The organism is Mesorhizobium sp. WSM4308, from assembly GCF_002294905.1.
Taxonomy (GTDB): Bacteria; Pseudomonadota; Alphaproteobacteria; order Rhizobiales; family Rhizobiaceae; genus Mesorhizobium.
The window spans coordinates 140,727-165,218 of the sequence record NZ_NSFW01000011.1; the positions used below are offsets into that span (position 1 = coordinate 140,727).

Sequence of the window (24,492 nt, forward strand, 5' to 3'; positions counted from 1 at the left end):
TCAGCGCATTGCCGCCCCGCATCATATCGTGCCGGCCAGCGAAAATGACAGGGTCGGGCGTATGATTGCAAACAGGCCAAAACCAATTGCGGCATGAATGCGGCATTCAGTTGCGGTTCAGCTTCCATCTCATATAAGCTCCCATGCAAAGGGCGAAAATGCCTTGCGAAATGCAACAGAGGCGGTGGGAACACCGATATTGCAACATGTGGAAGTCTCTCGTCGCTGCCGTGGCCTTGCTTGCCGTGAGCGGCTCGGCCCATGCCGCCAGCGCGGTCAACAAGGACGCCGAGACCCGCACGCTGGTCGTGACGGAAGGCGGCAGCAAGACCGAGCTTGCGCTGGCCGGTGGTGAAACCGTCGAATTCTGCCAGAACGGCTGCTTCGTCACCTTGCCGAACGGTGACCTTGAAGCCCTGACCGGCTCGGAAACCGTCGAAATCTCGGGCGGCGTCGCCCGCATCAAGTAACCCATGCGCCATGATTGGAAAGGCCGGGCATTTGCTCGGCCTTTTATCGTTTCCGGTAGCTGTTGTTTAACAATGACGCCGGAAATACCGCCGCGGCAGCCGCCTGCAACCAGGCGTTTTAACGTTCGCTGCGCCATACCCCGCTATACCAGCGTCAAGACGCCGAAAAGCGGCGCTCAACGGGATTCCGGCGTTCCGGATCATAGGCTGGCAGGGCAGGACGGGCATGGATGCGCGGTCGGACAGGAACGCAATACCGCTTGCGGTCGATCTCGACGGCACGCTGATCGCGACCGACCTGTTGTGGGAAGGCATGTTCCTCCTCCTCAAGAAGAACCCGCTCTATATCTTCCTGGTGCCGTTCTGGGCCGCCGCCGGGCTGGCGCGGCTGAAGCAGGCGATCGCACAGCGCATCGATATCGACCCCGCGACGCTGCCCTATCGCGCGCCGCTGCTCGACCGGCTGCGCGCCGAGCACGGCGAAGGCCGCAAGATCGTGCTGGCGACCGGTACGCCGCGCAAATTCGCCGACGCCATATCGGCCCATCTCGGCATTTTCGACCGTGTGCTGGCGACCGACGGCCTCGACAATCTCACCTCCGGCAAGAAGCGCGCCTCGCTGATATCAGCCTATGGCGATGGCGGCTTCGACTATGCCGGCAACAGCCGCCATGATCTCCAGGTCTTCGACGCCGCGCGCAATGCAATCGTCGTCGCGCCCGACCGTCATGCGGCGCGCTGGCAGGCAGCGCATGGCGCCGAAACCATGCCGGCGCCAAGGCCGACCTTGCGGACCATCATCAAGATGCTGCGCGTGCATCAGTGGCTGAAGAATTCGCTGATCGCCGTGCCGATGGTGCTGTCGCACGAATATTTCAACACCAACATGATCTGGGAATGCCTGCTGGCGTTCGTCTCGTTCAGCGCGGTGGCGTCGGCGATCTATATCCTCAACGATTTCTTCGATCTGGCGCTCGACCGCAAGCATGTCACCAAGTGCAACAGGCCGTTCGCCAGCGGTGCGCTGTCGATCCCGTTCGGTCTGGGCGCCATCGCGGTGCTGCTGACGATCGGCGTCGGTACCGGGCTGTTCCTGTCGCCTGAATTCCTGGCCGTGCTTGGCGGTTACATGGTCGTCACCACGGCCTATTCGCTATCGTTCAAGCGCATGCTGCTGGTCGATGTGCTGACGCTTGCCGGCCTCTACACGATCCGAGTGATCGCCGGTGCGGCCGCGACCGGCGTCGCCGTCTCGTTCTGGCTGCTCGCCTTTTCGATCTTCTTCTTCCTGTCGCTGGCGCTGGTGAAACGCTTCGTCGAACTGCGCACAACCGCCATTCCGCCCGGCGAACGCATTGCCGGGCGCGGTTATCGCACGGAAGACCAGGAGATCGTCGCCCAGGCCGGCATGGCCTCCGCCTTCTCCTCGGCGCTGGTTCTGGCGCTCTACATGGACAGTGTCGCGGTGCGCGAGCTTTACCCGCATCCGTGGCTGATCTGGCCGCTGCCGCCCATCGTGCTTTACCTCACCATGCGCGTCTGGATCCTGGCGCGCCGCGACGAGATGAATGACGACCCGGTCGTCTTCATCATCCGTGACTGGCGCAGCCAGATCGTGGTGCTGATCGGCGCTGTGCTGCTGGTCATCGGGGGTTGGTAGGCATGGCCGAACGCTTTCGGAGCTTTGGCCTTGCCACGCCGCCGGCGCCGCGTGCGATCCACGCCGACGATGCCATCGCGCTGCTGAGGGGTGGCCAGGCGAAGGAAGCCTCGCTGCTTGCCTATGGCAACGGGCGTTCCTACGGCGATTCCTGCCAGAACCAGGCCGGCACGGTCGTCGATATGCGGACGCTGAACCACATCCGCGCCTTCAACGCCGAGACGGGCGTGCTCGAAGCGGATGCCGGTGTGCTGCTGTCCGATATTATCGCGCACGCCGCACCTTACGGTTTCTTCCCGGCGGTGGTTCCGGGCACGCAGTTCGTCACGCTCGGCGGCGCCATTGCCAATGACGTGCACGGCAAGAACCACCATCGGCGCGGCACGTTCGGCTGCCATGTCGAAAGCTTCACGCTGCTGCGGTCCGATCGAAAGACCTATCGCTGCTCGGCCACCGACAATCCGCGCCTGTTCCGGGCCACCATCGGTGGCATGGGTCTGACCGGCCTGATGCTCTCGGCCTCGATCCGGCTGATGCGGGTGCCTTCGCTCGACATCGTCGAGAAGACGACGCCGTTTCGTGATCTCGGCGAATTCTTCGATCTGGCCGAGGCGGCCGACCAGGCCAATGAATATGCGGTGGCCTGGATCGACCAGCTCGCCGGCGGCCGCAACAGCGGGCGTGGGCTGCTGTTCACCGGCAACCATGCCGAGCACGGCCCGCACGCGGCCGCGCGCGCCGGCGGCAATCTTTCCGTGCCGTTCCAGCCGCCCTTCAATGTGCTCAACCGGCCGTTCCTGACCGCTTTCAACGCCGCCTACCGGTGGAATAAAAGTCATGCGACCGCGCCGCGTCAGACCGGCTACCACGGTTTTTTCTTTCCGCTCGACGGCGTGCGCGACTGGAACCGGCTCTATGGTCCCAATGGGCTGTTCCAGCACCAGAGCGTGGTGCCGGAGGAGGTGGCGCGCAGCGTCGTGCCGGAATTGCTCGCGGCGGCCCGGCGAGCCGGGCAAGGATCTTTCCTCACCGTGCTGAAGCGCTTCGGTTCGATCCGCTCGCCGGCGCTGCTGTCGTTCCCGCGGCCCGGCTACACGCTGACGCTGGATTTCCCCAACAAGGGAGCGGCGACGCTTGCTTTGCTTGGCGACCTCGACCGCATCACGGTTGCGGCCGGCGGGGCGGTCAATCCCTACAAGGATGCGCGCATGGGCGCGGCAATCTTTGCTGCTTCCTTCGCGGACTGGCCGAGGCTGGAAGCGCTGCGCGATCCTGCCTTCATGTCCGATTTCTGGGCGCGCACGGCCGGCGACATCGACCTGCGGCGGCGCGGCGTGGAGGCTGCCGAATAGATAAAAATGGAATGAATCGTGGTTATCGAACGGTTAATCGCAAGATTTACTCAAAACAGTCTTGTGAGTTCACGAAATCTTTTGGGCTTTGTATTAGTGGAAATCACGGGGTTGGCGCGCGAGCATGAAATATATCGTCTTTATTCTCTTTACGGTCATGACCAATGCCGCTGCGCAGCTTATGCTGAAGCAAGGCATGATGTCGCTTGGGCCGATCTCGTTCGAGGCCGTCAATCCGCTCGTCAAGCTGCTGCAGATCGTCTTTAGCCCCTGGGTGTTCCTCGGGCTCTGCACCTTCGTGATTTCCATGGCTTCGCACCTCTATGTGCTGTCCAAGGTCGAGCTTTCCTTTGCCTATCCCTTCCTCAGCCTCGCCTATGTCGCCGTCGCCATCTTCGCCTATTTCGTCTTTCGCGAGGACCTCAATGGCTGGCGCATCGCCGGCATCGCCTTCATCTGCGTCGGCACGGTGCTGATCGCGCAAAGCGGGCGAGGGCATGAGGACCAGACCGCTTCCATCACGCCCGACAAGATCCCTGCAAACGAGACCGTTCGATGAGACATGTGATTTTCGGCGGTGACGGCTTTGTCGGCCGCCACCTTGCGCCCAAGTTCGTGGCGGATGGCGAAGAGGTCATCGTCGCCGACATCGCCAGGAGCGACCTTGCGCACTACCGCAACGTCCGGTTCGTCCAATGCGACGTCACCGATCCGGCGTCGGTCGCCGCCGTCGGGCTGAAGGCCGACGACATGGTCTACAATCTGTCGGCCAAGATGCTGTCGCCGATCCAGGTGCGCGCCAAACGGCACGACTTCTTCTTCCCGGTGAATTTCCACGGCACCGAGCACATCATACAGGCCATGGACAAGGCTGGTGCGCCCAGGCTCGTCCACTACACGACGGACATGATCTACGGCCACACGGTCACCCAGCCGATGACCGAGGAGCACCCCGTCACGCCGCTCGGCGAATATGGCTGGTCGAAGCAGAAGACCGAGGAACTCGCCGCCGAATGGCGCAAGCGCGGCATGTCGATCTCGCTGTTCCGGCCGCGCCTGATCATCGGCCCAGGCCGGCTCGGCATCCTCGAAAAACTGTTCAAGCTGATCGACTGGAACCTTCCAGTGCCAATGATCGGCTCCGGCAGGAACCCCTATCAGTTCATTTCTGTTTTCGATTGCGCGGAAGCTGCCCGCGCGGCCTGGAAGGCCGGTGTGCCCAATGAGGCCTATAATCTCGGCTCGCTCAACCCGCCGCCGGTGAAGAAATTGCTCGGCGATCTCATCCGCCATGCCGGCTCGAAGTCGATGCTGCTGCCGACGCCCGGCTGGGCGGTCAAGCGCACGCTCGACCTGCTCGATCTCGTAAACATGCCGATCATGGATCCCGAACAATATCTGATCGCCGACGAGGAATGCGTGCTCGACGTGTCCAAGGCCGAGCGTCAGCTCGGCTGGGTGCCGCAATATCGCGACGAGGACATGCTGATCGCCGCCTACAGCGAATACCGCGCCAAGAAGGGCGGGCCTGCTGTCGCCACCAAACATGTGCCCGCCGAATAGCGGTCCCGCCAAGCAATTCATGGCGCGACGCTGGTCGTAGCGCGGACAGGAGATTGAAATGACCGTCATGGCCAAGCCCGAACAGACGAATGCGGGCACCATGGTGAGCGCGCCGGCACTGTCGCCCGCAGCAATAGCCAAGCCCGACCTGATCAGTGTCGAGCAGGCCAAAGCGATGGATGTCGCCCGCATGACCGACCTGTTCAAGGCGCATCTCAATCCCGGCCAGCTGCACTTCATGAAGCTGCTCGGCTTCCACAAGATCAAGATCGAGCGCGCCGAAGGCATGTTCTACATCGATCAGAACGGCCGCAAGATCCTCGACTTCTTCGGCGGCTTCGGTTCGCTGGCCTTCGGCCACAACCATCCGCGTATCCTGGATGCACGCAAAAAATTCCAGGAGGAGAAGCGCCAGGAAATCGCCATCGCCTTCATGTCGCAATATGCGGCAGCGCTCGCGCACAACCTCGCCAAATGCTCGCCCGGCGATCTCGACATGGTGTTCTTGGGTTCGTCCGGCTCGGAGGCGATGGAAGCGGCGGTGAAGCTCGCCGAACGCGCCGCCGGCCCGAAGCGGCCGAAGATCGTCTATGCCGAGAATTCCTTCCACGGCAAGACCAAGGGCGTGCTCGGCATCACCGACGGCCAGCTCTACCGCGCCGATTTCAAGGTGGCCGACAATACAGTGCGCATTCCCTTCGGCGACATCGAGGCGGTCGAGAGCCTGTTTCGTTCGGATCCGGAGGTTGGCGTCATCGTGCTCGAAACCATCCAGGGCGGCGGCGGCATCATCCAGGCAGAGGCGCAATACTGGCAGAAGCTGCGCGCGCTCTGCGATCAGTATGGGGTGCTGTGGGTCGCAGACGAAGTGCAGTGCGGCTATGGCCGCTCGGGCCGCTTCTATGCCTTCGAACATTACGGCGTCGTGCCTGACGTGACGGCGCTGGCCAAGTCGCTCGGCGGCGGCAAGGCGGCTGTCGGCGCGATGATCGCCAGGCGCGACGTTTACATGAAGGCCTATGGCACGCCGAAAACGGCGATGATCCATGCCATGGCAACCTTTGGCGGCATGGGCGAGGCCTGCGTCACCTCGATCGAGGCGCTCAACGTGCTTTATGACGAGGGGCTGATCGACAACGCCGCGGTCACCGGCGACTATCTGCTGCAGCGACTGCAGGCGCTCAAGGAAAAGTACCCGAAGATCATCAAGGACGTGCGCGGCAAAGGCCTTATGGTCGGCCTGGAGTTCCACGATTTCTCGCAGACCTTGCCGATGGTGCTGCGCCCGGTGGTCAGCATGCTCGACGACAAGCTGAAGGGCTCGCTGTCAGGCTTTGTCGGCGCGCTGCTGCTGCGCGACTACGACGTGCTCGTCGCCTTTACCGAATACAACCGCAACGTCATCCGACTCGAGCCACCGCTGATCTGCCAGCGCGAGCATGTCGACCACTTCGCCGATGCCTTCGACAGCCTGCTGTCGCGCGGGATCGTGTCTATCGTGAAGGACTTCGTCAAAAGCCAGGTCCGTTAGAAGAGAGTCCGTTGAGCACAAAAAGATGCTGACCAAGTCTCCCGCTGCGAAAAACCCGCTCGACCGGCTCACCGAGACCGGTCTGGCGTGGGGCGAGGGGACCTATGCGCGCTTGGCCGCACCCATCGGCGCGGTAGCCTTCGCGCTCTACATCCTTCAGACGGCATTCACGGCGTGGGTGATGCCCGATGCCAATTGGGACATGCTGCCCTACCTTGCCATCGCCGAAGAGGGCACCTACCCCGACGCGCGGGCGCTGCATGATTATGCCTACAGCACCGTCAAGGCAGGCGTGTCGGCGGGTGACTACAAGGCGCTGACCGATGATGGCGGCGGCTTCCGCAGCCACATGACGGAGAATGCCGGCGACTTTCATTCGCTGCTCGGCATGTACCGGATAAAATTCCTCTATGCCGAGATCCTGTCGACGCTGAGCGCGGTGATGTCGCCGGTCGAGGCGATGCGGCTGGTACAGGTGTTTTCGGTGCTTTTGTTCGGTGCGATCGCGCTGCTTTGGCTGCACAGGGAAAAGGCCCTGGCCTTGGCGCCGGTGATCGGCGCGGTGTTGATCATGGCTGATTTCGGCGATGCGGCGCGCGCTTCGACGCCGGACCTGCTGACGTCGGCGCTGCTGCTCGGCGGGCTCTACGCCTATGTCAGAGGCCGCGAGCCGGCGACGGCGATCCTGCTCTTCCTCGCCTTCATGGTGCGGCCGGACAATATTGTTTTCCTTGCCATATTCTCGGTGCTGTTGGTCGCGTTCCGGCAGAAGGCGTGGGGCGCGCTGGCCGGCTTTGCCGCGTCCTTCATCGCCTATTTCGCCATTTCGCACTGGGCCCAGCATCCTGGCTGGTGGCCGCATCTGTGGTTCTCGAGCATCGAGCAGCACTACAATATGGACGGGTTCGAGCCGGCGTTCTCGGTCACCGCCTATCTCAGGGCGTTTGCCACATCGCTGCTGCGCGCCGTCAATTTGAACAGCTGGGTCGGCGTTTCGGTGCTGGCGCTGGCCGGCTGGTTTGCCACCAGCCGCGCCGGTTTTAGGCTCGACCGGCGTGCAGGCATCCTGTTCGCGGCGCTGGTGCTGGGTGCGCTGGCGAAGTTCACGGTCTTTCCGATCCATGACACGCGTATCTATTTCCCGCATCTGATGCCGCCCTTCCTGCTGCTGGCAACGCCGTTCATGGCGCTGTGGGCAGCATCGGCCCGCGGCCAGCATCGCGCGGCCTTGCACGTCATTCCGGGAGACAAGCCATGAGTTCGCTATCCAGCCTGGCGCGCATCGCCTTGTCGCTCGGCCTTCCCTCGGGCCTGCTCGATCGCGGGCCGTCGCTGCGTGGCACGAAATTCCTGGCGAAGGCGGCGCTGAAAGCGCGCTTCGGCGGGGCAGGGCAGCCGTTCCAGATGGTCAATGTCGGCGCCTGCGACGGCGCGCTGTTCGACGATGTGACGCCGTGGCTGCACAGGATTGCCGGCGCCCGCGCCATGCTGGTCGAGCCGATCCCGTACAACCAGAAACGCCTGCGCGCCAACTATCCCGATACGGAGCGCTTCATCATCGAGCCGGTGGCGGTGACAAGGACCAGGGGCACGATCACCGTCCACACGTTCGATGCCGCGGCGCTCGAGGCCGGCACGCTGCCGATCGAGTTTATCGGCTGCTCCTCGTTCACCGACACCAATCTGATGTCGGGCAAGAACGCCTGGGGCGAGGCCGACGCCAATTTCAACAAGTTCGCACCGCACCTCAGGGATATCGAGGTGCCGTCGGAAACGCTGCAGACGCTGCTCGACCGCAACGGCATCAGCCATATCGACGCCTTCCTCGTCGATTGCGAGGGTGCGGACTGGATCGTCTTCGAACAGCTTGATCTGAAACGCTATCGTCCCGGCATGATCAAGGTCGAAGTCGGCGCGCTGCCGGCGGCGGAGATCGGCCAGGTCGTGGTCAAGCTGAAGACGGCGGGCTACCAGGTTGGTTTCCAGGCCGAGGATATCTGGGCCTTCGCGTAAGACATCGGCGACCGGATGGAAATGAATCGGCCCGGGCAATGCCGCCGATATTTCTTTATTTGGCGTTATCTTGGGGTGAAGAGCCGCCAATGGGGCGTGGACAGCTGCTTTCCGCGCGGATATTGTTTAGGCTGTTCTGTGGCTCTCTTGGTTCGGTTGTTTCTCGGATTTCTAGCGAAACTTGGCACACGAAATACTGGACGTGAGCAAAGATGGTCAAAGCCGCGGCGAAGAAGCCTGCCAGCAATCCCCTTGGCCTAGGACTCCAGCCCGCGATTGATGACCGGTTGAAGGAGGCGGATCTTGGCCTGAAGAGCGCCGACATAAAGCTGAAAGAAGCAGAACTCATTGAGAAAAGGGCATGGTATAGATTCCTATCAGCACCGCTGACGCCAGTTCTGATAACTGCCATTGCAGGATTTGTGGTCACGCAGGTGACGAATTCCATGCAGGCGAGCGCAAATCTGGCGTTGGAGCGCGAGAAGAGCAAAGGGTCCCTTATTCTCAAAGCGTGGGAAACAGGCGATCCAGCGGTTTCGCTCAGGAATTTGCAGTTTCTGGCGAAAATTCAGCTCATCGATGATCCGACAGGCGTGATCGGCAAACTCACGTCTGAAGATGCGCCTTTTCTGCCACGTCCTGGCGGTCCCGTTGTTCCAGTAAGCGCGAGCGACATGAAGGTTTTCTTTGAGCGTTACAAACAGGCATTCGGAACCATCACGCAACGCACCGTTGACAATCTGACCCAGCTTTTCCAGGACATTTCAAAGGACGTGTCAGCCCAAGACATCCGCCAGGTGGCATACGTTCTGGCAACCATCAGGTTTGAAACAGCCAATTCTTTTTCGACGGTTACCGAGATGGGGACGGATGCTTCGCTGGAAGGGAAGTATGGACCGGATTCGCCTTTTGGTTCCGCCCTCGGCAACACTTCACCTGGCGATGGTGCCCGATACAGGGGGCGCGGCTATCTTCAAATAACCGGCCGAAACAATTATCAATTCATGGGCTCGGCATTGAACATCGATCTGGTCGACCATCCTGAACTCGCGGTCGATCCGCAAATAGCCTATCGCATCACTTCCCTGGCGATGTTCGATGGCCGCTTTACCGGCAAGAAGCTTGCGGATTACATCACCGCCGACAAAGCAGACTATTATAACGCCCGGCATGTTGTGGGTGGATTGGGCCACGCGTCAGATATCGCGGATGCTGCAGTCAAGCTTGAGGCAATCCTGCGCGAAACCGTGGGAGATCAATCCGCGCAGGCTTCGCAGCCGTAGCGCCTTCGAACGACCCAATGCGTTTGAGTTGCCACTGGCGACAAATCGCCTTGTCCGCAGCTGTCTGGTCGCTCGGCTTTTTGCCAATGTCGCAAACAGGCTTCATCAGCGCTATCGCTCCGCCCTATAGTCCGCCCGCTTTATCACTTTGGAGTCGCGGGCAATGGCAGAGTTTCCGAAAAAGGCGAAGGTCGTTATCATTGGCCTTGGCGGTATTGTCGGCGCGTCGATCGCCCATCACCTGATCGAACGTGGCTGGACCGATATTGTCGGCATCGACAAATCGGGCATCCCGACCGATATCGGCTCGACCGCGCACGCTTCCGATTTCTGCTACACCACCAGCCACGATTTCCTGTCCTGCTGGACGACACTTTATTCCATCGATTTCTACGAGAAGATGGGTCATTACGCCCGCATCGGCGGCCTCGAAGTGGCTCGCCTCGGCGACGATGGCCGCATGGACGAGATCAAGCGCAAGATCGCCTCGGCAAAGGCCTTTGGCACGCGCGCGCGCCTGATCGAGCCGGCCGAGATCAAGGAGAAGTTCCCGCTGATCGAAGAGGGGATGGTGCAGGGCGGCCTTTGGGATCCGGACGCAGGTCTGGTCATCCCGCGCTCGCAGACCGTCGCCGGCAAGCTGGTCGACCAGGCGGAAGCGTCGGGTAAGCTCAAATCCTTCGCCAACACGCCGGCCAAGTCGCTCGTGGTCAAGGACGGCCGCATCAGCGCCGTGGTGACCGATCGCGGCACGATCGAGGCCGACTATGTCATCGTGTGCGCCGGCATCTGGGGCCGGCTGATCGCCGAAATGGTTGGCGAGGACCTGCCGGTCATGCCGATCGACCATCCCCTGACTTTCTTCGGCCCCTACAACGAATTCGCCGGCACCGGCAAGGAGATCGGCTGGCCGCTGCTGCGCGACCAGGGCAATTCGGCCTATATGCGCGACACCGGCGACCCCAAGACAGCCGAGGGCGGCCAGATCGAGTGGGGCTATTACGAAGAAAACAACCCGCGCCTTTGCCATCCGCGCGACCTCCTCGAAAAGCATGAGGCGCGGCTGTCGCCGTCGCAGCGCGACCTCGACATGGAGCAGATCCTGGCGCCGCTCGAACGCGCCATGGAGCTGACGCCGATCCTGGGCGAACTCGGCTACAACGAAAGCCATTCCTTCAACGGCCTGCTGCAGGTGACCGCCGATGGCGGCCCGTCCATGGGCGAAAGCCAGAAGGTGAGAGGGCTGTGGTATGCCGTCGCCATCTGGGTCAAGGATGGCCCCGGCATGGGCAAGCTGATAGCCGACTGGATGACGGACGGCCGCACCGCGATCGACCATCACGCCATCGACTATGCGCGCTTCTATCCGCACCAGACGAAGGAACAGTTCATCTGGGATCGCTGCACCGAGACGGCGATGAAGGTCTACAATCCGGCTGTGCATCCGCGCGAACCGTTCTCCAAGGGCCGCAACATCAGGCGCTCGCCATTCTGGGAACGCGAGAAGGAACTCGGCGGTTATTTCATGGAACTGGGCGGCTGGGAGCGTGCTCATGGTTACGCCGCCAACGAGCACCTGCTGGAGAAGTATGGCAATCGCGTTCCCGTACGCGAGAACGAGTGGGACAACCGCCATTTCTGGCGCGTCTCCAATGCCGAGCATCTGGCGATGAGCGAGGATTGCGGCATCGTCAACCTGTCGCATTTCTCGATGTATGACGTCGAAGGGCCAGACCACGTCGCGCTGCTGGAATGGCTGTGCGCGGCCAAGATCGGCGGCGACAACAACATCGGCAAGGGCATCTACACCCACTTCCTCGACGAGGAAGGCATGGTGCGCGCCGACTTCACCGTGATCCGCATGGCCGACCGCTGCCGCGTGATCGACGGCGCCGATGCCGGCCCGCGCGACTTCCGCTACATGCAGCGCACAGCGCAGGACAAAGGCTTTGACGTCACCGTCACCGATGTGACGGAGAAATACGTCACCATCGGCATTTGGGGTCCGAATGCCCGCACCACCTTGCAGAAGGTGGTCGAGAATCCCGAGGGCCTTTCGCTGGAGAATTTCCCCTTCGCGGCGATCAAGCCGGTCAGGATCGGCGGCAAGGATGTCACCGCCTTCCGCATCTCCTATGTCGGCGAGCAGGGCTGGGAACTGCATATGCGCTACGAGGATGGCCTCGCCGTCTGGGATGCACTGCGCTCGACCGGCGTCATGCCGTTCGGCGTCGAGACCTATGCCAACACGCGCCGCATGGAAAAGAGCCTGCGCCTGCAGAATGCCGACCTTCTGACCGAGTACAATCTGTTGGAAGCCGACCTCGCGCGTCCGAAGGTCAAGGAGAACGATTTCTGCGGCAAGGCCAAGCATGTTGAATACCGCGCCCGCGAGTACCAGCCGGCGACTTTGTGCACGCTGGTGATGACCGAAAACACCGATTCCAAGGGCGTGGCGCGTTATCCCGTTGGCACGATGCCGGTGCTGGATCCGGCTACCGGTGAGACGCTGGTCGACGAGCTCGGCCGCCGCTCCTTCACCACCTCGGTCGCCTATGGGCCGACGATCGGCAAGAACATCGCGCTCGCCTATCTGCCGCATTCATATGCGCAGGAAGGCCGCAAGCTTGAGGTCGAATATTTCGGCGAGACCTATCCGGTCGAGGTCGCCGGCGTCGGCTACAAGCCGCTCTATGACCCGGAGAACCTCAAGCCGCGCAGCTGATCGGTCGGGCGGACCACGGGACTTATTGCAAAAGCCTGGCTGCGAGCCGGGCTTTTGTCTTTTTAAGCGGGCGGTTTTCGCTTACCCTTGCGGCATGTCTGCTTTATCGCGCGCGAGACATCTGCTTTCCGGCTGCGCCGCGCTGGCTCTGATGCTTTCGCTGACGCCGGGGTCCCGCGCGGATGAGCCGGTCGATGTCGAGCTGGTGCTGGCGGTCGACGTTTCGCTGTCGATGTCGGCGGACGAGCTCGAGATCCAGCGCCATGGCTACGCGGCGGCGCTGACGCATGACAATGTGCTGCAGGCGATCGCCGATGGCGCCCATGGCAAGATCGCCGTCACCTATGTCGAATGGGCCGGCACCACATGGCAACGCGTCATCGTGCCATGGACTGTCATCGCAACCCGAGCCGACGCGGAGCGGGTGGTCGCGCAATTGTCGGCGCAGCCGCCGAACAGCGCGCGGCGCACCTCGATCTCCGGCGCGCTGGAATTCGGCAGCGATCTGTTCGCCGAAAGCGGCTACCAGGGGACCAAGCGGGTCATCGACATTTCCGGCGACGGGCCCAACAACCAGGGCGCTCCGGTCAATCTCACCCGCGACGGCGTGGTCAGACAAGGCATCGTCATCAACGGCCTGCCGCTGATGACCCGGGGTGGCCTTTCCGGCGCTTACGACGTCAACGATCTTGACCGCTACTACAGCGACTGCGTCATCGGCGGCCCGGGCGCCTTCATGATCCCGGTCAACGACTGGACGCAATTTCCCGAAGCCATTCGCCGCAAACTGGTGCTGGAGCTTGCCGGCCCGACCTCACCGCAATGGGCGGCGGAGGAGGCCGATCATCCGCCGGTGGTGCTGGCGCAGGACAAGCCCGCCGCCGACTGCCAGATCGGCGAGAAAATGTGGCGAAACCGCAACTGGATGCTCGACAGCCGCTGAGCCGAGCGAGCCAACCAACGGTGACGACCGACCCGATCGCAGCTCTTCGGCCGAGCGCCGTTGCGGCGACTGTCCACGGGCAGGGCTTCAATTCTGTCCAACGCAAGTGGTGAGGCGAGCCTGCTGGCAGCAGCCGACACGTTCCTGTTGATTGACAAGCCGACGGGCGTCTGTGAACAATTTCGCCCAGAGAAACAAAAGGGGAACCGACATGAACAGAATCGCCGTTTTCGCCGCGACTTTGACGCTTGCCGCCGGTCTGTCCGCGCCGGTGATGGCCGCCACATCGGTCACCATCGGCATCAGCGGCTGGACCGGCTTCGCACCGCTGACGCTCGCCAAGCAGGCGGGCCTCTTCGAGAAGCACGGCCTCGACGTGACCTTGAAGAAGGTGCCGCAGGCCAGCCGTCCGCTGGCCATCGCCAGCGGCGACCTGCAATGCGCCGCCACTACCGTCGAGACGTGGCTGGTGTGGAACGCCAGCGGGGTGACCACCAAGCAGATCTTCCAGCTCGACAAATCCTATGGCGCCGACGGCATCGTCGTGCGCAACGACATCAAGACGGTCGCCGATCTCAAGGGCAAGAACGTCGCCTCCTCGGCTCCGGGCACGTCGCCCTATTTCCTGCTCGCCTGGGTGCTGAACAAGAACGGCATGTCGACCAAGGACGTGACGGTAGTCAATCTGGAGCCGGACGCGGCGGCGCAAGCCTTCCTCGCCGGCCAGAACGATGCGGCGGTCACCTATGAGCCGTTCATCTCGGCCGTGCGCGACAAGGCCGACCAGGGCCACATACTGGCGACCACGCTCGACTATCCGATGGTGCTCGACACGGTCGGCTGCACGCCCGAATTCCTCAAGGCCAATCCCGACGCCGCCAGGGCGCTGGCCGACAGCTATTTCGAGGCGCTCGACCTGATCAAGAAGGACCCGCAGAAATCCTATGAGATCATGGGCGCCGACGTGAAGCAGTCGGCCAAGGAATTCGAGGATTCGGCGAAGTACCTGAAATGGGCCGACAAGGCCGAGAACCAGCAGTTCTTCACCAAGGAATTCCAGGATTTTTCCAAGACCGCGGGCGAGTTGCTGCTGCAGATGGGGCTGATCAAGGAAGCGCCCGACGTCGCCACGCTGGCCGACACCAGCGCGGTGGCGAACTGATCGTCAGGCCTTTGCCCATCGTGCGGCGGCGTCCGGCGCCGCCGCTCTTTCCTCGACACGTGACCATTTGATGGGGACGATGTGAAGATGCGCCCCTTGCATCCAGTCTCGCCGAGCCTGCGAACCGTGCTCGGCATTTCCTTTTTCGTGCTGTTTATTGCCTTCTGGGCCTGGATCACGCTTGGCGGCCACGTCAACCGCATCTTCCTCGCCGATCCGCTATCAATGCTCAGGGATGGCTGGCGGCTGCTGGTCGAGGACCGCTTCTGGCTCGACATATTGATCACCATCTGGCGCGTCTTCGGCGGCTTCGTGCTGGCCTCGGTCGTCGCCGTGCCGATCGGCATCGCCATGGGCGCCTGGAAGCCGGTGGAAGCGTTCCTGGAACCCTTCGTCTCCTTCGCCCGCTATTTGCCGGCCTCGGCCTTCATTCCGCTGCTGATCCTGTGGGCCGGCATAGGCGAACTGGAAAAGCTGCTGGTCATCTTCGTCGGCTCGGTGTTCCAGATCATCCTGATCATCGCCGTCAAGGTCGGCTCGACGCGGCGCGATCTGGTCGAGGCCGCCTATACGCTGGGCTCGACGAGCAACGGCATCGTCAAACGGGTGATCATGCCGGCCAACGCGCCCGAAATCGCCGAGACGCTGCGGCTGGTGCTCGGCTGGGCCTGGACTTATGTCATCGTCGCCGAGCTGATCGGTTCGTCCTCCGGCATCGGCTACATGATCATCAACAGCCAGTCGCGGCTGGCGACCGGACAGATCATTTTCGGCATCATCGTCATCGGGCTGATCGGGCTGTTGTCCGACTTCGCCTTCAAGGCGTTCAACCGCTGGCTCTTTCCATGGAGCCTGGCGTGAGCAAGCTTCTCATCGAGGGCGTCTCGCGCACCTTTGCCGGCGTGCGTGGCGGACCGCCGGTCAAGGCACTGATGCCGATCGATCTGGCGGTCGCCGCCAACGACTTCATCACCATTCTGGGGCCGTCCGGCTGCGGAAAGTCGACACTGCTTAGAATTGTCGCCGGCCTGGAGGCGCCCAGTGAAGGCCGCGTGCTGCTCGACGACAAGGCCGTGACGCGGCCGGGACCCGATCGCGGCATGGTCTTCCAGTCCTACACGCTGTTCCCGTGGCTGACGGTGACTGAGAACATCGCCTTTGGCCTGCGCGAACGCGGCATGGCGCCGAAGGAGCGGGACGACATCGTCGCCTCCTATGTCGATCTGGTCGGGCTGAGGGGATTTGAAAATCATTGGCCGAAGCAACTCTCCGGCGGCATGCAGCAGCGCACGGCGATCGCCCGTGCGCTCGCCAACGATCCCGAGATCCTGTTGCTGGACGAGCCGTTTGGCGCGCTCGACAACCAGACGCGCGGGCTGATGCAGGAGCTGCTTCTCGGCATCTGGGAGCGGCGCAAGAAGACGGTGCTGTTCGTCACCCACGATATCGAGGAGGCGATCTTCATGGCCTCGCGCGTCATCGTGATGACGGCGCGGCCCGGCAGCATCAAATCGGATGTCGCCATCGACCTGCCGCATCCGCGCCACTACACGCTGAAGACCAGCCCGGAATTCTCGGCGCTGAAAGCGCGGCTGACCGAGGACATCCGGGTCGAGGCGATGCGCACGGCACAGACGCAGCCGGCCGAGGCCTGATCCGGCGATCAGGCCGCCAGCAACTGCTTGCGGTCGACACGCTCCTGCTGCGGCGAGCGGGCGTAGAGCTCGCGGTAGCACTTCGAGAAATGCGAGGCCGAGACGAAGCCGCAGGCGACCGCCACCTCGACCACCGGCATTGAGGACTGGATCAGCAGATGCCGGGCGCGGTCGAGGCGGATCTCCAGATAGTAGCGGGCAGGGGAACGACCCATCTCTGTGCGGAACAGGCGCTCGATCTGGCGACGCGAAAGGTCGACATGGTCGGCGATCTCGATCAGCGACAGCGGCTCGGAGAGATTGCCTTCCATCAGCTCGATAATGGTCAGCACTTTCGAGTTCTGCACGCCGAGACGGGCTCGCAGCGGCAGGCGCTGGCGGTCGGTCGGGCTGCGCACGCGATCGGTCAGCACCTGTTCGCAGACCCGGTTGACGAGGCTCTCGTCGAAATCGTCGCCGATCAGCTTCAGCATCATGTCGAGCGCGGCGGTGCCGCCGGCGCAGGTATAGATGTTCTGGTCGACTTCGAAGAGGTCGGCAAAGACATTGGCCTTCGGGAACGCCTCGGAAAAGCCCGGCAGGTTTTCCCAATGGATGGCGCAGCGCTTGTTGGACAGGAGGCCGGCGGCGGCAAGGATGTGCGCGCCGGTGCACAGGCCGCCAACGGCGACCCCACGATTATACTCCTCGCGCAGCCAGGCGAAGGCCGATTTGTTATGGTAGCGCTCGACATCGATGCCGCTGCAGACGATGGCCATGTTGGGCCGGTCGGGGCCCGCCATCTTCTTGCGCTCTTCCTCCAGCGAGGTGTTGACCGCGCATTCGACGCCGTTCGAGGCGCGCACCGGCTTGCCGTCGATGCTGGCCAGCCGCCAGCGATAGGCCTCGTAGCCGAGCATGCGGTTGGCGGAGCGCAGCGGGTCGAGTGCGGTCGCAAAAGCGATCATGGTGAAATCGGGGACAAGGAAAAAGACAAACGATCGCTTGATCGGATGCTTGATGGCGTTCACGGGAACCTCACCTGGCCATGGCGCGAACAGGATGTCGCGAATAGCATAGCGACATCAGGAAAAACCTTGGCTGTCAATCGTCTGCGCTGCCTCAGTGAGACAAAATTTGCGACATGGGTCGCAAATGGGCAATCAGTGTGCGGCAGTGCTCAGGGGAGCTGCATCAACTGTTCACGCGACAGGCAAAATGTACAAAGGCAAGACAAAAAACGCCGCCGTGGCTGGAGCCAGGCGGCGTTACAGTTCTTGAAGCAGCGGCAGGGAGACGCTGCCTGGAAAATAGTCAGGCGACGAAGCCGAGCCGCGCCGCAGCCATCGCACCGGTCTGGCCGGGCATGGTGTTGGCAAGGCGCTGGCGCTCGAGAGCGGTGGTCAGGTTCATTTCGCGGCGGGTAAAGAGGCGGGCAAAAAGCTTCATCATCATCTCCTATCGGTTGCTCAGACGGGTCGCCTTCGCTTGATGGAGTGGGGCAGCTCGTTTGCTGGCGGTGATATAGGCTTGTGTTGTGTAAAACTAAATCGCAAAAACGAAGCGCTTGATATGAAATGCGACACGGATTGCGACAAATTTGGGCAAGGTGCCTAGGATTTGCGATTGTTTACAGGAAGTTAGTTCGAAAACAGGCCGCTATGCGGCTTGTTCATATGCGCCATGCAGCGGCGGCATGGCTTAGGAAATCATTTGAACGCAAATAAAATAGAAAAGGCCTGCCGGCGGGCTGCGCGGCAGGCCTTCAGCACAGGGTACACACGATTTACTTTGCTCCAGCCCAGGATCCGACGCCGTTGCGAATGCCGGTCTTGGTGTCGGCGGCTTCTGGCCAGCCGATATCCTTCTGCAATTCGATCGGCAGGGAATGGATGGCGCGTTCGGTCTGGTAGCGGGCGCGTGCCGCGCTGAATTCAGTCGCGATGCGACCGAGGGACGAGAGGATAGACATTTCATTCTCCTTAGGTGCCGGGCCGGAGACATTCCGGCCTTTGATGTGGGGGCTTACACGCGGCGTGTTTCAACCCCATTTCATGTCGATTGCAGGCCTGTGACATGGTCGTTTCATGGCTGCTTGTGGCAGCAACCTCAATCGATGGAGTTGACTATCCTCCTGATCCGGTGTTCAATCAAACGAAATGGAATGATGCTTTGTATCAGAAAAATTGAAGGTCGCTTCCCATGAACGCCCCGCTCAATCATCCGCTGCCGCTCCTCGATCTCGACGTTTTGCGCACTTTCGTGGCGATTGCCGAGACCGGCAGCTTCACCACCGCCGCCAATGCCGTCTTCCGCACACCGTCCGCCGTCTCCATGCAGATCAAGAAGCTGGAGGACATTCTCGGCCGTTCGGTGTTCGCGCGCGATGCGCGTTCCGTATCGCTGACCACGGACGGCGAGATGCTGCTCGGCTATGCCCGCCGGCTGCTGTCGATCAACCGCGAGGTGGTGTCGAAGTTCATCATTCCCGAGATTGTCGGGGTGGTGCGGCTCGGCTCGCCGGATGATTACGGCGAGCGCGTGCTGCCGCATGTGCTGAAGCGTTTCGCGCAGTCGCATCCCTCGATCGCCGTCGACGTCACCATAGACCAGAGCAGCAATCTGCGCCGGCGCATGGACGACCGCGCGCTCGACATCACGCTTCTGACCAACTCCTACAAGACCAGCGCACTCGGCGCCGAAGTGCTTTTGACCGAGCCGATCGTGTGGGCAGGCGCCAAGGGCGGCTGCGCGCATCTGCGCGAGCCCTTGCCGGTTTCGCTGTGGGAAGAGGGCTGCGCCTGGCGTGCCGGCGCGCTCGAAGCGCTGGGACGCGAGGGCCGCAACTACCGCGTCGCCTATATGAGCGCGCATACGGCAGGCCAGCGTGCCGCGATCATGGCCGACCTCGCGGTCGCGCCGCTGCCGCGATCATTCCTCGGCAACGATATGGTCGAACTCTGCCCGAAGGACGGCATGCCCGATATCGGCACCTACAACCTCGCCATGGTGGTGGCGCCGGACGCCAGCGCGCCGGTCAAGGCCGTCGCCGACCACATCCGCGCGACCTTCGAAGTGTTCCGGGAAACCGGCAAGTTCTGATCTGTCGCCGGATCGAAAGCGCTACTCCGCCGCCGCCTCGGCGGAGGGCGCTTGAGACCTCGTTTTCCTGTCTTGCCTGACCGGTGAGCGGCTCTCGCCGAGGAACGTGACGATGCGCTGTCGCGCACGTCGCGATTCCGGCATGTCGATCAACGGCCAGGCGTGGAACATGCCTTCCTCGTGGACGACATCAACCTCGACACCCGCTTCCCGCGCCTTTTGCGCGAAGATCAGATTGTCGGGCGTCAAGAGATCGCGCGAGCCGGTCAAGAGCAGCGTTTTCGGCAGCACCGACAGGTCGCCGTAAATCGGGCTGATGTGCCAGTCGCTGCGATCGATGCCGGCGCTGTACATCCGGATCGCTTCGAGACCGCCGGGAATACCGAGCCAGGGATCGTTGCGCTCGGCCTCGAACAGATCGGGGTTGGAAAGCGACATGTCGAGGCCGGGCGAGATAAGCACGTGGTGCGAGGGCAGGGGCAAGCCTTCTTCCGCGGCCATCATGGTCAGCACCACCGCCATGTTGCCACCGGCGGAATCGCCCATGAAGACGATGTCTTCCGCCTCGGTCTCGTCGAGCATCTGGCGATAGACGTCGCCGACCATGCCGAACATGGCGTGGAAATCGTGCTCCGGGGCGATGGGATAGATCGGCACCGTGATGCCATGGCCGAGCCGGTCGGCCATGTCGGCAATCAGGTGCCAGTGATAGGGCGTGATTTCAAAGACATAGGCCCCGCCATGCAGGTAGAGAATCCGCTTCTGCTCGTCACCTCTTGGGGCGATTTCGTAGACGGGAAAGCCGTCGACGGTGCGCGTCTGGATGTCGAAACGCTGATGCAGCGAGGCCGGCGGATGGTGATCCTCGGTCTTGCGTGCGGCCGCGATCCAGCGCTTCAGGTTTTCCGGGCTGGCAAACGCCTTCTTGCGGCTGTACCTGAGCACGAAGGACACGATGTGGCTTTTGAAACTTGGCATGCGGATACACGAACTTCGGCTGCAGCCGACTAAGAGAAACCTCCACTATTTCCGAAGATCGTACGCTCGCCCGAAATGTCAAGATTTGCGCTCTGTCCACACGGCGGTGTGATCCGCGCCGCCGTCAGCGGCGCGGCAAAAGGGCCGCGCGCAGCCGGTTGCTGGTGGCGACGGGGGATTTCCGAGATCCCCGGCGCCTGCCGAGCAATTCGCATTTGTCGGCAAAGGTCATCAGCGCGCCGTGCCCAGAAGCAGCGACGTGAGCGCGGCCTGCGGATCGCTGGGCGGCGATGCCGGCCAGCCAATGTCCTTCTGCACATGCGCCGGCAGGCTGTTCAGCGCGCGGATCGCCTTGTTCCTGGCGTGGTTCTGCCTGATGGTCACGCCGAAGCGGCCGAGATTTTCGAACATCGACATTTTCATCTCCCTTGAAGAACGGCGACGACCGAGGAATATCTTCGGCCGCCGTTCGATGCGGGGTAAATGCGCCTGCCATGTATCGGATGGATTTCGCGAAAACAGTGTTTCGGTTTCCGGATCGGTCGATCCGGAAACATTTGCATGCAAATGAGTTTGAGGTTGGAGACGGCCTGTGAAGGTCGCGTCTATTCGCGGCCACGCCTCGCCGCGTGGCCTTCGCGCGAGCGCCGGCGCGGCGTGGCGTCGCCGGCGATGCCGTCCTCGCTCACCGTCTTGCGCGGCGGCAGTTTCACGGCCGCCGACAGTTTCGGGAACGGGTCGATCTTGTTGGGCAGCGCCATGGCGTAGACGAAATGCTCCTGGAATTTCGGCTCCAGCGCGGTCTCGATCTTCTCGATCTGGCTCACCGTCTCCTCGATCTCGCGGCGATAGCCGCGGTTCAAGAGCGCCATGCGCGCACCAGCACCTGCGGCGTTGCCGACGGCGGAAACCTTGTCGAGCTCGCAATCGGGGATCAGGCCCAGCACCATGGCGTATTTCGGATCGATGAAGGAGCCGAAGGCGCCGGCGAAGTGGATGCGGTCGACATGGTCGGTATTCTGCTTTTCCATCAACAGCTTGGTGCCGGCATAGAGTGCGGCCTTGGCGAGCTGGATGGCGCGCACGTCGGTCTGGGTGATGGTGATCTTCGGCTCGCCTTCCTTGAGCACATAGGAGAAGGTGCGGCCATTGGCGGTGACGCGCGGCGAGCGTGCACTCAGCGATCCGTCGACCACGCCGTCCTCGGAAATGATGCCGGCAAGATACATTTCCGCCACCACCTCGATGATGCCGGAGCCGCAGATGCCGGTGACGCCGGTCGCCTGCACGCTTTCCAGGAAGCCCGGTTCGTCGGACCACAGTTCCGAGCCGATGACGCGGTATTTGGGCTCCAGCGTGTCGGGATCGATGCGCACGCGTTCGATGGCGCCGGGCGCGGCACGCTGGCCGCCGGAGATTTCGGCGCCTTCGAAAGCCGGACCGGTCGGAGAGGAGGCCGCCACGACCCGCGCACGGTTGCCGAGCACGATCTCGGCATTGGTGCCGACGTCGACGATCAGCATCATCTCGTCCTGGCGATGCGGGCCTTCCGACAGCGTCACCGCCGCCGCGTCGGCGCCGACATGGCCGGCGATGCAGGGCAGCATATAGAGGCGCGCACCCTGGTTGAGCTTGAGGCCGATGTCGGAGGCCTTGATCCGCACCGCGCCCGAGACGGCGAGCGCGAAGGGGGCGCCGCCGAGTTCGGTCGGATCGATGCCGAGGAACAGATGGTGCATGATCGGATTGCCGACGAATACGGAATCCAGAATGTCGTTGCGCTGGACATTGCCCTCCGCGCACACCTTGTCGATGAGGCTGGAGATCGCCTCGCGCACGGCCACCGTCATGCCTTCGCGGCCGTCCGGGTTCATCATCACATAGGAGACGCGGCTCATCAGATCCTCGCCGAAGCGGATCTGCGGGTTCGAGGTGCCGGACGAGGCGGCGACTCGGCCCGACAGGAGCGACACCAGATGCATGGCGATGGTGGTCGAGCCGATGTCGCAGGCCAGCCCGTAGGCCTCGTTCTTGAGGCCAGGCCACAAGGCGATGACGCGCGCGATGTCGCTGTCGGCATCCTTGTGGATGGCGGCGGTCGCGGTCCAGTTGCCCTTGCGCAATATGCCTTGCACCTGCGGCAGCAGGTAGAAATCGAATTCGAGGTTTTTGAAGCCCCAATCCTTCATCAGCGCGATCTTCAGCCGGTCGAGGTCGCCGAGCGGTTTGTGCATGTCGGGCTCTTCGATCTCGACATAGCACATGCGTATCGCCGTATCGCGGGCGATCACCCTGGTGTCGGCATCCTTGCGGATGGTCTGCGCGTTGATGACGGTGTCCTGCGGGACGTCGATGACGAGGTCGCCGAGGATCTGCGCCGAGCAGGAGAGGCGGCGCCGCTCAGGCAGGCCGCGCACGCGCTCGTAGCGCTCTTCCTTCGGTCCCTTGGGCGAGATGTGGTCGTTGGAGGAGACGATCTTGTGCTTGGCGAAATTGCCTTCCTGCACCTCGATCTGGCAGCGCCCGCATGTGGCGCGGCCGCCGCACACGCTCTCGACATAGACGCCGAGCTGGCGCGCGGCATCAAGCACCGGCGTGCCGACAGGAAACCGCCCGCGCTTGCCCGACGGCATGAACAGCACGAGTGGATCGGTAATGTTGGCAGGCGAGTTCATGCGTACACGTGTCTCGGAAGGGATTGTCGATACCGTTTAACGGATCGTTTCATTATTGGGCGGAGTGTCTGATGGTCCAGAGGCCAATCATGTCCGATCTCCTGCTGTCCAGCATATTTACCGCCTTTACCATGGTGCGGGTGCTGAAGGGGCCGTGGCTGCGCAATCCGCAATATCTGGCCACCGGAATTCTCGGCGCGATCGTCGCGGTGCTGCTGCTGCACGGGCTGTGGCCCGCCTATGACGATGACTTCGTCATAGGCGGCGTGACAGGCATATTCGGATCGTGGGCGGGAATGGCGTTGTTCGACGCCATATTGGGCGTCGCCTGACCGCAACGCAGGCGCGTCCGACCGCATCGATGATGCGATCGGTCCAGCGTGGTTTGCAGTCCGGTTCACGATTGCGCGCTTACCCCCGAGCCATGCGGGCTTCACGGCCGCCGCGGCGGCGGCCACCGTTGGCAGCGCCGTCGCCCGGCGCATTGACCTGCGTCGGCGCCGCGACCGCATGGCCGCCTTCGGCCGGCTTGTAGTCCTTGTAGGTCCTGATCCAGTTGGTGCAGTTCTCGTCGGTGCCGTTGAGCACATTGGCGCCGCGCACGGCTTCCATTTCCTGCGGACGCACCGGGTTCATGATGGCGCTCGTCATGCCTGCGCCGATCACCATCGGGATGAAGGCGGCGTTGATACCATGGCGGTGCGGCAGGCCGAAGGAGATGTTGGACAGGCCGCAGGTGGTGTTGACCTTGAGCTCTTCGCGCAGGCGGCGCAGCAGCGCGAATACCTGGCGGCCGGCGTCACCCAGCGCACCGATCGGCATGACCAGCGGGTCGACGACGACGTCGTGCGCGGGAATACCGAAATCGGCGCAGCGCTGGACGATCTTCTTGGCGACGGCGAAGCGCACGTCCGGATCCATCGAAATGCCGGTCTCGTCATTGGAGATGGCGACGACCGGGACGTTGTATTTCTTGATCAGTGGCAGGATGGCTTCGAGTTTTTCTTCCTCGCCGGTGACGGAATTGACCAGCGGGCGGCCCTTGGCGACCTTGAGCGCCGCCTCGATCGCCGCGGTGACCGAGCTATCGATCGACAGCGGCAGGTCGACGAGCCCTTGGACGATCTCGAGCGTCTGCACCAGCAGCGCCGGTTCGGTCGCGTTGGGGTCGACGGCGGTGACGCCGGCATTGACGTCGAGCATGGTGGCGCCGCAGGCGGCCTGTTCCAGCGCGTCCTTGATGACGGTCTCGAAATTGCCGGCCACCATCTCGGCGGCGAGCTTTTTGCGGCCGGTCGGGTTGATGCGCTCGCCAATCACGCAGAAGGGCTGGTCGAAGCCGATGATGATTTCTCGTGTCGCCGAGGCAACGATGGTCCGGGTCATGAAATCTCTCCGTCG

At 62.6% G+C, this 24,492-nt stretch carries 23 protein-coding genes; 16 read left to right on the forward strand and 7 right to left on the reverse strand.

From position 1 onward, the window contains the following. The first annotated feature begins 206 nt into the window (after positions 1–206). From CK227_RS21215 to CK227_RS21280, 14 genes are all read left to right on the forward strand, one after another. Entirely contained in the window at positions 207–470 is a 264-nt protein-coding gene (locus tag CK227_RS21215; RefSeq protein WP_027145877.1) for a hypothetical protein, read from the forward strand. A gap of 226 nt (positions 471–696) precedes the next feature. Then, complete coding sequence (locus CK227_RS21220; RefSeq protein WP_095772967.1) at positions 697–2,130, forward strand: UbiA family prenyltransferase; 1,434 nt, start codon at positions 697–699, stop codon at positions 2,128–2,130. Between the two features lie 2 nt (positions 2,131–2,132). Further along, positions 2,133–3,482, forward strand: coding sequence for an FAD-binding oxidoreductase (locus tag CK227_RS21225; protein WP_095772966.1), 1,350 nt, complete (start codon positions 2,133–2,135; stop codon positions 3,480–3,482). Between the two features lie 124 nt (positions 3,483–3,606). Then, complete coding sequence (locus CK227_RS21230; protein ID WP_095772965.1) at positions 3,607–4,041, forward strand: EamA family transporter; 435 nt, start codon at positions 3,607–3,609, stop codon at positions 4,039–4,041. After that, positions 4,038–5,045 carry an NAD(P)-dependent oxidoreductase gene (locus tag CK227_RS21235; RefSeq protein WP_095772964.1) on the forward strand — a complete coding sequence of 336 codons (1,008 nt, stop codon included), beginning with the start codon at positions 4,038–4,040 and terminating at the stop codon, positions 5,043–5,045. The genes CK227_RS21230 and CK227_RS21235 overlap by 4 nt, the downstream gene beginning before the upstream one ends. 100 nt (positions 5,046–5,145) lie before the next feature. Further along, positions 5,146–6,576 carry an aspartate aminotransferase family protein gene (locus tag CK227_RS21240; protein ID WP_179296437.1) on the forward strand — a complete coding sequence of 477 codons (1,431 nt, stop codon included), beginning with the start codon at positions 5,146–5,148 and terminating at the stop codon, positions 6,574–6,576. A 25-nt stretch (positions 6,577–6,601) separates the two neighbouring features. Continuing rightward, the gene (locus tag CK227_RS21245) at positions 6,602–7,834 is read left to right on the forward strand and encodes a glycosyltransferase 87 family protein (RefSeq protein ID WP_095772962.1); all 1,233 of its coding nucleotides are present in this window, start codon (positions 6,602–6,604) and stop codon (positions 7,832–7,834) included. Then, positions 7,831–8,589, forward strand: a complete 759-nt coding sequence (locus tag CK227_RS21250; RefSeq protein WP_095772961.1) for an FkbM family methyltransferase — start codon at positions 7,831–7,833, stop codon at positions 8,587–8,589. Before CK227_RS21245 ends, CK227_RS21250 begins: the two co-directional genes overlap by 4 nt. Before the next feature lie 212 nt (positions 8,590–8,801). Further along, positions 8,802–9,872 carry a glycoside hydrolase family 19 protein gene (locus CK227_RS21255; protein ID WP_095772960.1) on the forward strand — a complete coding sequence of 357 codons (1,071 nt, stop codon included), beginning with the start codon at positions 8,802–8,804 and terminating at the stop codon, positions 9,870–9,872. A gap of 163 nt (positions 9,873–10,035) precedes the next feature. After that, on the forward strand, positions 10,036–12,597 hold the full coding sequence (locus tag CK227_RS21260; protein WP_095772959.1) for an FAD-dependent oxidoreductase: 2,562 nt from the start codon (positions 10,036–10,038) through the stop codon (positions 12,595–12,597). A 94-nt stretch (positions 12,598–12,691) separates the two neighbouring features. Continuing rightward, entirely contained in the window at positions 12,692–13,540 is an 849-nt protein-coding gene (locus tag CK227_RS21265) for a DUF1194 domain-containing protein (protein ID WP_095772958.1), read from the forward strand. Positions 13,541–13,751: 211 nt separating this feature from the next. Next, the gene (locus tag CK227_RS21270) at positions 13,752–14,702 is read left to right on the forward strand and encodes an ABC transporter substrate-binding protein (RefSeq protein WP_095772957.1); all 951 of its coding nucleotides are present in this window, start codon (positions 13,752–13,754) and stop codon (positions 14,700–14,702) included. A gap of 87 nt (positions 14,703–14,789) precedes the next feature. After that, on the forward strand, positions 14,790–15,563 hold the full coding sequence (locus CK227_RS21275; RefSeq protein ID WP_095772956.1) for an ABC transporter permease: 774 nt from the start codon (positions 14,790–14,792) through the stop codon (positions 15,561–15,563). Next, the gene (locus tag CK227_RS21280; RefSeq protein ID WP_095773114.1) at positions 15,560–16,357 is read left to right on the forward strand and encodes an ABC transporter ATP-binding protein; all 798 of its coding nucleotides are present in this window, start codon (positions 15,560–15,562) and stop codon (positions 16,355–16,357) included. Before CK227_RS21275 ends, CK227_RS21280 begins: the two co-directional genes overlap by 4 nt. A gap of 8 nt (positions 16,358–16,365) precedes the next feature. Here CK227_RS21280 and CK227_RS21285 read toward each other — a convergent pair whose 3' ends face one another. The 3 genes from CK227_RS21285 to CK227_RS21300 form a co-directional block, all read right to left on the reverse strand. After that, complete coding sequence (locus CK227_RS21285) at positions 16,366–17,367, reverse strand: GlxA family transcriptional regulator (protein ID WP_095772955.1); 1,002 nt, start codon at positions 17,365–17,367, stop codon at positions 16,366–16,368. 283 nt (positions 17,368–17,650) lie between these two features. Further along, a complete protein-coding gene (locus CK227_RS37840; RefSeq protein ID WP_080512035.1) occupies positions 17,651–17,785 on the reverse strand; it encodes a hypothetical protein in 135 nt (44 codons plus the stop codon). A 337-nt stretch (positions 17,786–18,122) separates the two neighbouring features. Next, positions 18,123–18,308 (reverse strand): hypothetical protein, encoded by a 186-nt coding sequence (locus tag CK227_RS21300; RefSeq protein ID WP_095772954.1) that lies wholly within the window; start codon positions 18,306–18,308, stop codon positions 18,123–18,125. A gap of 230 nt (positions 18,309–18,538) precedes the next feature. Here CK227_RS21300 and CK227_RS21305 point away from each other — a divergent pair, with 230 nt between their 5' ends. Continuing rightward, complete coding sequence (locus tag CK227_RS21305; RefSeq protein WP_010910020.1) at positions 18,539–19,438, forward strand: LysR substrate-binding domain-containing protein; 900 nt, start codon at positions 18,539–18,541, stop codon at positions 19,436–19,438. Between the two features lie 21 nt (positions 19,439–19,459). Here CK227_RS21305 and CK227_RS21310 read toward each other — a convergent pair whose 3' ends face one another. From CK227_RS21310 to CK227_RS21320, 3 genes are all read right to left on the reverse strand, one after another. Beyond that, on the reverse strand, positions 19,460–20,416 hold the full coding sequence (locus tag CK227_RS21310; protein WP_095772953.1) for an alpha/beta hydrolase: 957 nt from the start codon (positions 20,414–20,416) through the stop codon (positions 19,460–19,462). Between the two features lie 231 nt (positions 20,417–20,647). After that, complete coding sequence (locus CK227_RS21315; protein ID WP_027046953.1) at positions 20,648–20,833, reverse strand: hypothetical protein; 186 nt, start codon at positions 20,831–20,833, stop codon at positions 20,648–20,650. Between the two features lie 188 nt (positions 20,834–21,021). Then, positions 21,022–23,091: an ASKHA domain-containing protein gene (locus tag CK227_RS21320; RefSeq protein WP_095772952.1), complete on the reverse strand. Its 2,070-nt coding sequence runs from the start codon at positions 23,089–23,091 to the stop codon at positions 21,022–21,024. 71 nt (positions 23,092–23,162) lie between these two features. Between CK227_RS21320 and CK227_RS21325 the strand changes: the two genes are divergently transcribed. Then, positions 23,163–23,423 (forward strand): hypothetical protein, encoded by a 261-nt coding sequence (locus tag CK227_RS21325; RefSeq protein WP_095772951.1) that lies wholly within the window; start codon positions 23,163–23,165, stop codon positions 23,421–23,423. Positions 23,424–23,502: 79 nt separating this feature from the next. Here the strand turns inward: CK227_RS21325 and CK227_RS21330 are convergent, their stop codons facing one another. Further along, positions 23,503–24,477: a methyltetrahydrofolate cobalamin methyltransferase gene (locus CK227_RS21330; protein ID WP_095772950.1), complete on the reverse strand. Its 975-nt coding sequence runs from the start codon at positions 24,475–24,477 to the stop codon at positions 23,503–23,505. Between the last annotated feature and the right edge of the window lie 15 nt (positions 24,478–24,492).